The 12850-nt window shown below is 65.8% G+C and carries 11 protein-coding genes; 1 reads left to right on the top strand and 10 read right to left on the bottom strand.

All coding sequences use genetic code 11. The features are described from left to right. Positions 1–66: 66 nt before the first annotated feature. The 8 genes from ispH to GZH52_RS15240 form a co-directional block, all read right to left on the bottom strand. The gene (gene ispH, locus GZH52_RS15275) at positions 67–993 is read right to left on the bottom strand and encodes a 4-hydroxy-3-methylbut-2-enyl diphosphate reductase (RefSeq protein WP_163317782.1); all 927 of its coding nucleotides are present in this window, start codon (positions 991–993) and stop codon (positions 67–69) included. 50 nt (positions 994–1043) lie between these two features. Next, positions 1044–1547, bottom strand: coding sequence for a signal peptidase II (gene lspA / locus GZH52_RS15270; RefSeq protein WP_163317780.1), 504 nt, complete (start codon positions 1545–1547; stop codon positions 1044–1046). Further along, the gene (ileS, locus tag GZH52_RS15265; protein WP_163317778.1) at positions 1540–4320 is read right to left on the bottom strand and encodes an isoleucine--tRNA ligase; all 2781 of its coding nucleotides are present in this window, start codon (positions 4318–4320) and stop codon (positions 1540–1542) included. The genes lspA and ileS overlap by 8 nt, the downstream gene beginning before the upstream one ends. Further along, positions 4317–5252, bottom strand: a complete 936-nt coding sequence (locus GZH52_RS15260; RefSeq protein WP_163317776.1) for a bifunctional riboflavin kinase/FAD synthetase — start codon at positions 5250–5252, stop codon at positions 4317–4319. Before GZH52_RS15260 ends, ileS begins: the two co-directional genes overlap by 4 nt. Positions 5253–5384: 132 nt before the next feature. Further along, a complete protein-coding gene (locus GZH52_RS15255; protein WP_163317774.1) occupies positions 5385–6026 on the bottom strand; it encodes an OmpA family protein in 642 nt (213 codons plus the stop codon). Positions 6027–6270: 244 nt separating this feature from the next. Then, positions 6271–6747: a DUF934 domain-containing protein gene (locus GZH52_RS15250; protein WP_163317772.1), complete on the bottom strand. Its 477-nt coding sequence runs from the start codon at positions 6745–6747 to the stop codon at positions 6271–6273. Further along, a complete protein-coding gene (locus tag GZH52_RS15245) occupies positions 6740–8389 on the bottom strand; it encodes a nitrite/sulfite reductase (RefSeq protein ID WP_163317769.1) in 1650 nt (549 codons plus the stop codon). Before GZH52_RS15245 ends, GZH52_RS15250 begins: the two co-directional genes overlap by 8 nt. Positions 8390–8413: 24 nt before the next feature. Beyond that, a complete protein-coding gene (locus GZH52_RS15240) occupies positions 8414–9109 on the bottom strand; it encodes a phosphoadenylyl-sulfate reductase (RefSeq protein ID WP_163317767.1) in 696 nt (231 codons plus the stop codon). A gap of 106 nt (positions 9110–9215) precedes the next feature. On the opposite strand from GZH52_RS15240, the gene cysB reads away from it, so the two are divergent. Next, complete coding sequence (gene cysB / locus GZH52_RS15235; protein WP_163317765.1) at positions 9216–10166, top strand: HTH-type transcriptional regulator CysB; 951 nt, start codon at positions 9216–9218, stop codon at positions 10164–10166. A gap of 60 nt (positions 10167–10226) precedes the next feature. Here the strand turns inward: cysB and fabG are convergent, their stop codons facing one another. Together fabG and GZH52_RS15225 are read right to left on the bottom strand one after the other, a co-directional pair. Next, the gene (gene fabG / locus GZH52_RS15230) at positions 10227–10967 is read right to left on the bottom strand and encodes a 3-oxoacyl-ACP reductase FabG (protein ID WP_163317756.1); all 741 of its coding nucleotides are present in this window, start codon (positions 10965–10967) and stop codon (positions 10227–10229) included. Positions 10968–11212: 245 nt separating this feature from the next. Next, positions 11213–12844 carry an ABC-F family ATPase gene (locus tag GZH52_RS15225; RefSeq protein WP_163317754.1) on the bottom strand — a complete coding sequence of 544 codons (1632 nt, stop codon included), beginning with the start codon at positions 12842–12844 and terminating at the stop codon, positions 11213–11215. Positions 12845–12850 lie beyond the last annotated feature (6 nt).

The raw sequence follows: 12850 nt of genomic DNA, 5'->3' as shown, positions 1-12850 counted from the left end.
TCCCCCCGCCGCACACAACAAGAAGGGCTGCCCGCGGGCAGCCCTTATTCCAGCCGGAACACGCGCCTAGCGCAGCGCGGCGGGCAGCGGGAAATGGACGGATTCCTCGACGCCGGCAAGCTCGCTCACCTCGGCCGCGCCGAAGCCGCGGATCGCGGCGATCACCTGCTCGACCAGCACCTCGGGGGCCGACGCGCCGGCGGTGACGCCGACCCGTGTCTTGCCCTCGAACCAGGCCGCGTCGAGCAAGGACGCGTTGTCGACCATGTACGCGTCAACGCCGCGCAGCGCGGCGACTTCGCGCAGGCGGTTGGAGTTGGAGCTGTTCGGCGAGCCGACCACCACCACCACGTCGCACTGCTGGGCGAGCACCTTCACCGCGTCCTGCCGGTTCTGCGTCGCGTAGCAGATGTCGTCCTTCTTCGGCGAGACGATGGCCGGGAAGCGCGCCTTGAGCGCGGCGATGATGTCGCGCGTCTCGTCGACCGACAGCGTAGTCTGGCTGACGAAGGCGAGCGCGTCCGGCCGTGCGACGACGAGCGTCGCCACGTCGGCAACCGACTCCACCAGGTGCACGCCGCCATCGACCTGCCCCATCGTCCCCTCGACCTCGGGGTGCCCCTTGTGGCCGATCATCACGATCTCCATCCCCGCCTCGTGCATGCGGCGCACCTCGACGTGCACCTTGGTCACCAGCGGACAGGTCGCGTCGAACACGGTCAGGCCGCGCGCCTCGGCCTCGTCGCGCACCGACTGCGGTACGCCGTGCGCCGAGTACACCAGCGTCGCGCCCGCTGGCACGTCGTCCAGCGACTCGATGAACACCGCGCCCTTGTCGCGCAGGCCGTCGACGACGAAGCGGTTGTGCACCACTTCGTGCCGCACGTAGATCGGTGCACCGTACTGTTCGAGCGCACGCTCGACGATGGCGATGGCGCGGTCGACGCCGGCGCAGAAGCCGCGCGGGTTCGCAAGCAGGATGGTCTTCGTCATCGGAGGGATTTCCGTCAAGAAAGGCCGGGGAATGCCCGGCCGTGGGTTCGTCAGTGCGGGTGCCTGAAACTGTCGATCACCATCAACGCGGCGCCGACGCAGATGAAGGAGTCGGCGAGGTTGAAGGCTGGGTAGTACCAGCTGTCGTAGTAATGGATCTGGATGAAGTCGATCACGTGCCCGTGCAGCATGCGGTCGATCACGTTGCCCAGCGCACCGCCGATGATGAAGGCGGCGGCGCAGTCCATCAGCGCCGAGAAGCGGCGCTGCAGGATCTGCCAGCCCAGGTAACCCGACACGCCGAAGGCGAGCAGCGTGAAGAACCACTTCTGCCAGCCGCCGGCATCGGCGAGGAAGCTGAACGCGGCGCCCGGGTTGTACAGCAGGGTGAAGTTGAAGTAGCCCGGGATCACCGGGCGCACCTCACCGTAGCTGTACGCGCCGTTGAACCACAGCTTGGTCAGCTGGTCGAGCACGATGATGGCGGCGGCAAGCGCGAACCAGACCCAACGCCGGTCCGCGCGGCCTTGCAGCGGGTGGGCCGCCTCAGGCATACCGCCTTACCTCGCCCTTGCCGTCCAGATTGTCGACGCAGCGGCCGCAGATATGGCCGTGGCCGGCGTGCTGGCCGACGTCGGCGCTGTAGTGCCAGCAGCGGTCGCACTTCTCGTGCGCGGACGCGCCGACCGTCAGCTTCGTCTCGTCACCGGCGGCGAGCGTCACGCGGGAGACGATGAACACGAACTTCAGGTCGTCCTCGATGCTGGCGAGCAGCGGATACAGCGTCTCGTCGGCGACGATGCTGAGCTCGGCCTGCAGCGACGAGCCGATCTGGTCGGCACCGCGCAAGGCTTCGATGTCCTTGTTCGCCTGCGCGCGCAGCGCGCGGATCGCCTCCCACTTGGCCGAAAGCGCCTCGGCCTCTTCGGCCGGCAGCTGCGGGAACTCGTGCCAGGTGTGGAACAGCGTCGACTCCTCGTCCGAGCCGGTGAGCACCGCCCACGCCTCGTCGGCGGTGAAGCACAGCACCGGCCCCAGCAGCAGCAGCAGGCTGCGCGTGATGTGATAGAGCGCGGTCTGCGCGCTGCGGCGGGCGCGGCTGTCGGCGCCGGTCGTGTACAGGCGGTCTTTCAGCACGTCGAGGTAGAACGCGCCCATCTCCTCGCCGCAGTAGCCGACGATTTCCTGCATCGCCTGGTGGAAGGCGTAGCGGGTGTAGCAGTCGCCGGCGACGCGCTCCTGCAGCTGGCTCGCCATCAGGATCGCGTAGCGGTCGAGTTCGAGCAGGTCGGCGAACGGCACCGCGTCGTTGATCGGGTCGAAGTCGGACAGGTTGGCCAGCAGGAAGCGCAGCGTGTTGCGCAGGCGGCGGTAGCTTTCGGTGACCCGCTTGAGGATCTCGTCGGAGATCGCCAGCTCGCCCGAGTAGTCGGTCGACGCGACCCACAGGCGCAGGATGTCGGCCCCCAAGCTGTCGTTGACCTTCTGCGGCGCGACCACGTTGCCCTTGGACTTGGACATCTTCATGCCCTTGCCGTCGACCACGAAGCCGTGCGTCAACAGCTGCTTGTACGGTGCGCGACCGATGGTCGCGCAGCCGGTCAGCAGCGAGCTCTGGAACCAGCCGCGATGCTGGTCGGAGCCCTCGAGGTAGAGGTCGGCCGGCCACGCGAGCTCCGGGCGCTGCTTGAGCACCGCGAAGTGGGTCGAACCCGAGTCGAACCACACGTCCAGCGTGTCGGTCAGCTTGCGGTAGTGCGCCGCCTCGTCGCCCAGCAGTTCCTTCGCGTCGAGGCTGAACCACGCCTCGATGCCCTGCTGCTCGATGCGCAGCGCGACTTCTTCCAAAAGCTGGCCCGAGCGCGGGTGCAGCTCGCCCGTCTCGCGGTGCACGAAGAAGGTCATCGGCACGCCCCAGTTGCGCTGGCGCGACACGCACCAGTCCGGGCGGCCGCCGATCATCGCCTCCAGGCGCGCGCGGCCCCAGGCTGGGAAGAACTCGGTCGCGTCGACCGCTTGGCGCGCGCGCTTACGCAGCGGCTCGCCATCCTTGCCCGGCTTGTCCATGCCGATGAACCACTGCGCGGTCGCGCGGAAGATGATCGGCGTCTTGTGGCGCCAGCAGTGCGGGTAGCTGTGGGTCAGCTTGACGTGCGCCAAGAGCACGCCCTTCTCTTCCAGCTTGGCAAGCACGGCCGGGTTGGCTTCCCACACGCTCATGCCGGCGAAGAACTCGGTGCCGGGCTTGTAGCGGCCATCGTCCATCACCGGGTTATCGATCGGCAGGTCGTACGCGCGGCCGACCTGGAAGTCCTCCAGGCCGTGTGCCGGCGCGGTATGCACGAGGCCGGTACCGGCGTCGGTGGTGACGTGGTCGCCGAGGATGAACCGCACTTCGCGTGCGTAGAACGGGTGGCTGAGGCGCAGCCCCTCCAGCGCCTCGCCGTTCGCCTCGCCGACGCACGGCGAGCCGTCGAAGCCGTAGCGCGCGAGCGCCGCCTCGGCGAGTTCCTTGGCCAGCACCAGCAGGCCGCGCGGCGTGCGGTACAGGCCGTAGACGAGCGTCGGGCTCAGCGCGACCGCCTGGTTGGCCGGCAGCGTCCACGGCGTAGTGGTCCAGATCACCGCCAGCGTGTTGTCGGCGTTGTCGATGCCGAACGCCTCGACAAGACGGGCCGCGTCAACGACCGGGAAGCCGACGTCGATCGCCGGAGACACCTTGTCCTCGTACTCGACTTCGGCCTCGGCCAGCGCCGAGCCGCACTCGATGCACCAGTGCACCGGCTTCTCACCCTTGAACAGGTAGCCGTTGTCGTTGATCTTGCCCAGCGTGCGGACGATGTCGGCTTCGGTCTTGAAGTCCATCGTCAGGTAGGGGTTGTCCCAGTCCCCCAGCACGCCCAGACGGATGAAGTCCTTCTTCTGGCGGGCGATCTGCTCTTTCGCGTACTCGCGGCACAGCTCGCGGAAACGCGCGGCGGGGATGTTCTTGCCGTGCAGCTTCTCGACCATCAGTTCGATCGGCAGGCCGTGGCAGTCCCAGCCCGGCACGTAGGGCGCGTCGAAGCCGGACAGCGTGCGCGAGCGAACGATGATGTCCTTGAGCACCTTGTTGACCGCGTGACCGATATGGATGTCGCCGTTGGCGTACGGCGGGCCGTCGTGCAGGATGAACTTCGGACGGCCAGCCGTCAGCTTGCGCAGCTTGTCGTAACGTTTCTCTTCCTGCCAGCGCTTGACCCAGCCGGGTTCGCGCTTGGCCAGATCGCCCCGCATCGGGAACGGGGTGTCCAGCAGGTTGACGGTCTTGCGGTAGTCGATGCTCATGCCTTCTCTCGCTGCAAACTGTTCAAATAGGTTCTGGCGCTGGCCGCGTCGCGTTCGATCTGGGCGACCAGCGCGGTGAGGTCATCATAGCGTGCTTCGTCACGCAGTTTCTTGAGGAAGCGCACGGTCAGGCGGCGTCCGTACAGGTCGCCGGAAAAGCCGAACAGGTGCGCTTCGAGCTTGTAGTCGGGGGTATCGCTGACGGTCGGGTTGCGCCCGAAACTGGCGACGCCGCCAAAACGGCCGAACGGGGTGTCGACTTCGACGACGAATACGCCCTCCAGCGCCGGACGGCGGTGCGGCAGGTGGATGTTGGCGGTCGGAAAGCCCAGCGTGCGCCCGAGCTTCTGCCCGTGCATCACGCGCCCGCTCAACTGGTACGGGTGGCCCAGCAGGTGGGCGGCCGCGTCTAGGTCGCCGGCGGCCAGGCATTCGCGTACCCGCGTGCTCGACGCGCGTTCGCCACGCGCGAGCACCGACGGCATCGCCTCGGTGACGAAATGCGGACAGGCCGACAGCAAGGCGAAGTCGCCGCCGCGGCGCGCGCCGAACTGGAAGTCGTCGCCGATCAGCAGGTAGCGCACCTTGAGTTCGCGCACCAGGATGTCGTCGATGAAGTCGGCCGCGCTCATCCGGGAGAACGCGTGGTTGAAACGGAAGACGAACACCCGGTCGACGAGGCCGCTCGCGCGCAAGGCGGCGAGCTTGTCGCGCAGGGTCGACAGACGCGCCGGCGGCTCGGTCCGGCTGAAGAATTCGCGCGGGTGCGGCTCGAAGGTCAGCACGGCCGTCGGCAGCGCACGCGCGTCGGCTTCGGCGCGCAGCCGCTCGAGCATGCTGCGGTGGCCGAGGTGGACACCGTCGAAGTTGCCGATGGTCAGCGCGCAGCCGTCCAGGCGGAATCGCCCCGGGTCGCCGAAGAAAACCTGCATTGCCGCCCTTTTATCAGAAAGTCTTCGATTGTAGCGGCGGCACGGCACGGGCGTCCACCCGCGAGGGAGCCGCCCTGAAACGGAAAAAGCCCTGCAATTGCAGGGCTTTCGCGTGAAGCAGGAACGGGCAGATTACTTCTGCTCGACCATCTGCTCCTTGACTGCGTTGATGGTGATGTCGACACGACGGTCGCCAGCCACGCACTCTTTCATTTCCTTCTGGGTCTTCAGCTTCTTGGCCTTGCACTCTTGGGTCAGGCCGTCGTCTGCCTTGCCCTTGCCCACGGCGGTCACTTTCTCAGCAGCCACGCCGTTGTCGACCAGGAAGGTCTTGACCGCGTCAGCACGCTCTTGCGACAGCTTCAGGTTGTACTTGTCGGAGCCGTAGAAGTCGGTGTAGCCGGCCAGCTCAACCGAGCGCAGCTTGTCGCCGTTGGCCTTCAGCTTCTCGACCAGCGGGCCCAGCTCTTCCTTGGCTTCCGGCTTCAGGGTTGCCTTGGCGAAGTTGAAGAACACGTCGGCGGACAGGGAGATCTTCTCCTGAACCAGCACCATCACCGGAGCGGCAACAGCCTTCACCGCTTCGCGGTCGCCGCACTGCACCACGCCGTCCTTCGCCTTGTCGAAGGACGAAGTACGCCAGCACTCGTTGTAGTTGTTGCGGACGATGGACTCGGAAGCCGGATCGTTCAGGTAGCCCGGGTAGGCCGCGAAAGCACTGGACGAAACCATCAGAGCAGCCAGCAGAGCGCTTACTTTCAGCTGTTTGATCATTATATTCCCTTTACTTATCAAATAAGACCGTGCGTCTGTGCCTGGGGTTGCCGAGCATTCTCGTCACGGCGCACCTGCAAAATAGCGCACATCATTCAATTTGCAAACGCTAGCCACTATATAAACACGTTTACATAGTGTCAACTCGCTTACAGGCCATACACCCGCCAGCATTGCTCAAAAGCAACACTAGTCTCCAATATTATCATTTTTGCATCACATGCAACGTCAAATAAGCCGAATGTCAAACATGAAGGCCGCGCCCCTGCCGGCGGCGCCAGCTCGTCTGGCAGCCCGCGCTGAAGTCGGCCAGTGCGCCGGCGGCGTCCGCCGCGCTTAGGTCCGCGCGGATCGCGAAGCTGTCGAAACCGACCTGGTGCAGGAAATGCAGCTGGTCGCGCTGCACGTCGCCGACGGCCCTGAGTTCGCCGGCAAAAGCGCGGCGTTCGCGCAACAGACGGCCGATGCTGTAGCCGCGCCCGTCGGTGAACGCCGGAAAATCGACCGCCAGCAAGGGCAGCGCCAGCACGTCTGCCGCCGCGGCCAGCGGGTCGTCGTCCGGCGCGAACCACACCGCGGTACGGCCTTGCGGCGCACGCTCGCCGGCCAGAAAACGCGCCAAGGGCAGGATCAGGTCGCCTGCCGGCAGCTCGCCCTCCCCTTCGCGCACCAGTTGCCACGCGTCTTCGACCGGGACGCCTTCCTTGACCAGGTTATGCATACGCAGCCTCCTTGAACGGGGTGATGCCGACGCGGCGGACGGTTTCAATGAAGCGCTCGCCCGCCAGGCGGTCGCGCACGTAGACGTCGAGGATGCGGCCGAACACCTCGGCGACCCGCTCCTGCGCGAACGAGGGACCGATCACCTTGCCCAGGCTTGCCTCGTTGCCCTGGCTGCCACCGAGCGTGATCTGGTACCACTCCTCGCCGTTCTTGTCGACGCCGAGCACGCCGATATGGCCGATATGGTGGTGGCCGCACGCGTTGATGCAGCCGGAGATGTTGCATTCGATCTCGCCCAGGTCGTGCAGGTAGTCCGCGTCTTCGAAGCGGCGCTGGATCGCCTCGGCCACCGGAATGGACTTGGCGTTGGCCAGCGCGCAGAAGTCGCCACCCGGGCAGCACACGATATCGGTCAACAGGCCGATGTTCGGCGTCGCAAAGCCCGCCTCGCGGGCCAGTTGCCACAATTCGAACAGGTCAGCCTCGCGCACGTCGGGCAGGATCAGGTTCTGCTCGTGCGACACGCGCAGCTCGCCGTAGCCGAAACGGTCGGCCCAGCTAGCGGCAGCGTCCATCTGCGCGGCGCTGATGTCGCCCGGCGGCACGCCGGTCTTCTTCAGCGACAGCGTGACCGAGCGGTAACCCGGCGCCTTGTGCGGCCGGGTGTTGCGGCCAACCCAGCGCGCGAACGCGGGCGACTCGGCCTGCGCGCGCACGAAGTCGGCCGGGTTCGGCTCGAGCGTATCGTACGCAGGGTCGACGAAGAACGACGCGTAGTGCGCGACGTCGGCGTCGGCGAGAGTGCCCGCGCCGTCCTTCAGGTGGCGCCACTCCTCGTCGACCTTGGCCGCGAAGCCCTCGACGGTCAGCGCCTTGACCAGGATCTTGATGCGCGCCTTGTACTTGTTGTCGCGCCGGCCGAAACGGTTGTAGACCCGCAACACCGCGTCCAGATAGGTCAGCAGGTGGCGCGCCGGCAGGAAGGCGCACACCTCCTCGCCGATGATGGGCGTGCGGCCGAGCCCGCCGCCGACTAGCACCCGGAAACCGGTCTCGCCCGCGTCGTTTTTCCTCAGCTGCAGGCCGATATCGTGCACCCAGGTCGCCGCGCGGTCTTCGGCGCTGCCCGACACCGCAATCTTGAACTTGCGCGGCAGGTAGGCGAACTCGGGGTGCAGCGTGCTCCACTGGCGGACGATCTCGCACCACGGGCGCGGGTCGGCCAGCTCGTCGGCGGCGACGCCGGCGAACGCGTCGGTGGTGGTATTGCGCACGCAGTTGCCCGAAGTCTGGATCGCGTGCATCTCGACTTCGGCAAGCTCGGCGAGAATGTCGGGCACCGTCTCCAGCGCCGGCCAGTTGAACTGGATGTTCTGCCGGGTGGTGAAATGCGCGTAGCCGCGGTCGTAGCGGCGGGCGATGTCGGCAAGCGTCCTCAGCTGGCCGCTCCTCAGGTGACCGTAGGGGATCGCGACGCGCAGCATCGGCGCGTGGCGCTGCACATACAGGCCGTTCATCAGGCGCAGCGGCCGGAACTCGTCTTCGCTGAGCTGCCCGGCCAGAAAGCGCTGCGTCTGGCCGCGGAATTGTTCGACGCGCTCGGCAACGACGCGGCGGTCGACTTCATCGTATCGGTACATGGTTTCTCCGTGTTTCCGGCTGGGTCAGCGCGGCGTGAGCGCCTTGACGTGCAGCCCGCACTCCCGCGACGCCGGGTTTTCCCACCACCAGCGCCCCGAGCGCACGTCCTCGCCCACCGAGATCGCGCGCGTGCAAGGCGCGCAGCCGATCGACGGGTAGTGGCGGTCGTGCAGCGCGTTGTAAGGCACCCCGTTTTCTTTCAGGTAGGCCCAGACTTCCGCCTCGCTCCAGTCGAACAACGGGTTGTACTTCATCAGCCCGTTGGTTTCGTCGAAGGCCGACTCGGGCAGCGCGTCGCGGGTGACCGACTGCGCGCGGCGCAGGCCGGTCAGCCACGCGGAATGTCCGGCTAGCGCGCGCTTGAGCGGCGCGAGCTTGCGCACCTCGCAGCAGCCCTTGCGCGCGTCGACGCTGTCGTAAAAGCCGTTGACCCCGCTGCGGGCGACCCACGCCTCGACGTCGGCGGCGTCCGGCGACAACACCCTGAGCGTGAAACCGGGGTAGTGCTCGCGCACGCGCTGCATCAGCGCGTAGGTCTCCTCCGGCAGGCGGCCGGTGTCGAGGCTGAACACGGCAAAGGGCAGCGCGTGGCGGGCGATCAGGTCGGTCAGCACCATGTCCTCGGCGCCGAGGCTGTTGGCGAAGGCGACCGACGCCTCTTCGCGCGCGATAGCCTTCAGGCGTGCGACGGTCTGTTCCAGCTTGTCCTGGGCGGGCATCGGGGTTCTCCTGGCGATGGTTGCCAGCATCCTACCCAATTGACTTATAATCCAGAAAGAATATCGTGTTAGATCTTAATTCCATCCGGTTTTATCTGGAGGCCGCATGAAACTGCAGCAACTGCGCTATTTGGTCGAGGTCGCCCGCCAGGGCCTCAACGTTTCGGAAGCCGCCGAGAAACTGCACACCTCGCAGCCGGGCATCTCCAAGCAGATCCGCCTGCTCGAGGACGAGCTGGGCATCCAGGTGTTCATCCGCAACGGCAAACGCGTGGTGTCGGTCTCGGAGCCGGGCAAGGAAGTGCTGAAGATCGCCGAGCGCATCCTGCGCGAGGCGCAGAACCTCAAGCGGGTCGGCGAAGAATTCTCGCGCGAATCCGAAGGCGCGCTGACCATCGCGACCACCCATACCCAGGCACGCTACGCGCTGCCGCAGGTGATCGCCGAATTCGTGCGCCGCCACCCCAAGGTCAGGCTGTCGCTCAAGCAGGGCAGCCCGACGCAGATCTGCGAGATGGTCGTCGCCGGCGAGGCCGACTTCGCGATCGCGACCGAGGGGATCGAGCTCTACAAGGAACTGGCGATGCTGCCCTGCTGCAAGTGGAACCGCAGCGTCGTCGTGCCGAACGGCCACCCGCTGTCGCTGCTGGACCGTCCGCTGACGCTCGCCGACATCGCCGCCTACCCGGTCATCACCTACGACTTCGCATTCGCCGGCCGCTCCAAGATCAACAAGGCGTTCGCCGAGGCCGGCCTCAGCCCCAACGTGGTGCTCACCGCGATCGACACCGACGTGATCAAGACCTACGTCGCGCTGGGTCTCGGCGTCGGCATCATCGCCAGCATGGCGTTCGAGCCCGAGCGCGACGACCAGCTGACCGCGATCGACGCCGCCCACCTGTTCCTGCCGTCGACCACCAAGATCGGCATCCGCAAGGACGCCTACCTGCGCGGCTTCGCGTACACCTTCATCGAGCTGTTCGCGCCGCACCTGCACCGGCGCGAGGTCGACGCCGCGCTGCTCGCGCACGACCCGCACGCCGACCACGACGACTGACGCGGCCGCCCCAACGACAAAGCCCCGCACTCGGCGGGGCTTGTTCATGGGCGGGACAGCTTACAGCGTCAGGCCGCCGGTCACCTCGATCGCGGCGCCGTTGATGTAGCTGGCTTCGTCGGACGCGAGGAAGGCGTAGACGTTGGCGATCTCTTCCGGAGCCGCCATGCGCTTCATCGGCACCTTCTCTTCCATCGCCTGGATCACCTTCTCCGGCATGGCCTTCAGGATGGGCGTGGCGACAAAACCCGGACACACCGCATTGGCGCGGATGCCCTTCTTGCCCAACTCCTTCGCCCAGGTCTTGACGAAGCCGATCACGCCGAACTTGGTCGCCGCGTAGTTGGTCTGGCCGAAGTTGCCATAGACGCCGACCACCGACGAGGCGTTCAGGATCACGCCGCCACCCTGCTCGATCATGGTGTCGACCACCGCCTTCGCGCAGTTGTAGACACCCTTCAGGTTGATGTCGATCACCTTGTCGAACTGGTCGTCGGTCATCTTGGAGAGCTGCGCGTCCATCACGATGCCCGCGTTGTTCACCAGCACGTCGATGCGGCCGTAGCGCGCCTTGAGGTCGGCGACCATGGCGGCGATCTGCGCCTTGTCGGTCACGTTGACCTGGTAGCCGACGGCTTCGGCACCCGACACCTTCAGCGACTCGACCACCGTGCTGACCGCCTCGATATTGAGGTCGCACACCGCGACGATCGCCCCTTCGCGGGCGAACTTCTCGGCGGTAGCCTTGCCGATGCCGCTGGCGGCGCCGGTGATGATCGATACTTTGCCTTTCAAACGCATGATTCTTCCTTTGTACACGGGTCCGGGAGGCCGGCGAAGCCGGCACCTTCCTGCCATCGCCCTTCGCGGCTTGCCGCGTGGTTTTTATCGTTATGGATACGCCTGGCTGCATTGCATTGCAGCATGAAATTGGCGCGTTGCAATATAGCTCATTGCATATTTACGGTAAAGCAAAGACTCCATACGCTTGGCGCGCATAAAAAAACCGCCGGCAAGCCGGCGGTTCCGATGAAACGGGTAAGGGCTTACTCGATGCCCTTGCTCTCGAGGTAGGCCTCGTAGTCGCCCATGTAATGGTCGAAGCCGCCCTTGCCGTCCAGCTCGATCACCTGGGTCGCCAGCGAGCTGACGAACTGGCGGTCATGCGATACGAAGATCAGGGTGCCCTTGTACTTCTCGAGCGCCATGTTCAAAGCCTCGATCGTTTCCATATCCATGTGGTTGGTCGGCTCGTCCATGATCATCACGTTCGGCTTGAGCAGGATCAGCTTGCCGTACAGCATGCGGCCCTTCTCGCCGCCGGAGAGCACGCGCACGGCCTTGTTCACGTCGTCGCTGCCGAACAGCAGGCGGCCCAGCGTACCGCGGATCACCTGCTCGTCGTCCCCCTCCTGGCCGCACTCGCGCATCCATTCGGTCAGCGTCTCGTCGGAATCGAAGTCCGCCTCATGGTCCTGCGCGAAGTAGCCGACCTTGGCCTTTTCCGCCCACTTGATGGTGCCCGAGTCGGCGCTCACGCCCTCGGCCCACGCCGGCTCGAACGCGCCGGCGAGCAGCTTGGCCAGCGTCGACTTGCCCGCGCCGTTGGGGCCGATGATCGCCAGGCGCTGGCCGGCTTCGAGGATGAAGCCCAGCTTCCTGAACAGCACCTTGTCGTCGTACGCCTTGCACAGGCCGTCGACCTCGACCGCCTGGCGGTGCAGCTTGAAGCGGTCGTCGGTCTCGAAGCGGATGAACGGGCTCTGCCGGCTGGACGGCTTGACGTCGACCATCTCGGCCTTGAGCTTGTCGACCTGCTTGAGGCGGCTGGTCGCCTGGCGTGCCTTCGACTTGTTCGCCGAGAAGCGGGCGACGAATTCCTGCAGGTCCTGGATGCGCTCCTTGGCCTTGGCATTGCTGGCCAACTGGCGTTCGCGCGCCTGGGTCGACGCGATCATGTAGTCGTCGTAGTTGCCCGGGTAGATGCGGATCGTGTTGTAGTCGAGGTCCGCCATGTGCGTACACACCTGGTTCAGGAAGTGGCGGTCGTGCGAGATGATGATCATCGTCGAGTTGCGCTCGTTCAGCACATTCTCGAGCCAGCGGATCGTGTTGATGTCCAGGTTGTTGGTCGGTTCGTCCAACAGCAGGATGTCCGGGTTGGAGAACAGCGCCTGCGCGAGCAGCACGCGCAGCTTCCAGCCGGGCGCGACCTCGCTCATCGGGCCGAAATGCTGCTCGAGCGGGATGCCGACCCCGAGCAGCAGCTCGCCCGCACGCGCTTCGGCGGTGTAGCCGTCGTACTCGGCGAACTTGGCCTCAAGCTCGGCCGCGTGCATGTAGTCGTCTTCGGTCGCTTCCGGGTTCGCGTAGATCGCGTCACGCTCGCTCATGGCCGCCCACATCTCGGCGTGGCCCATCAGCACGACGTCAATCACGCGCTGGTCTTCGTAGGCGAACTGGTCCTGACGCAGCTTGCCCAGACGCAGGCCGTTCTCGATCGCGACCTCGCCCGAGGTCTGTTCGAGATCGCCGCCAAGGATCTTCATGAAGGTCGACTTGCCAGAGCCGTTGGCACCGATCAGGCCGTAACGGTTGCCCTCGCCGAACTTGACCGAAACTTTCTCGAACAGCGGCTTCACGCCGAACTGCATGGTAATGTTGCTGGTAGTAATCACTTCAGG

It is taken from the genome of Crenobacter caeni, assembly GCF_010435965.1.
GTDB classification, from domain to species: Bacteria; Pseudomonadota; Gammaproteobacteria; order Burkholderiales; family Chromobacteriaceae; genus Craterilacuibacter; species Craterilacuibacter caeni.
Note: the sequence above shows the minus strand (reverse complement) of the source record. Positions and strands in the feature narration are given on the sequence as shown.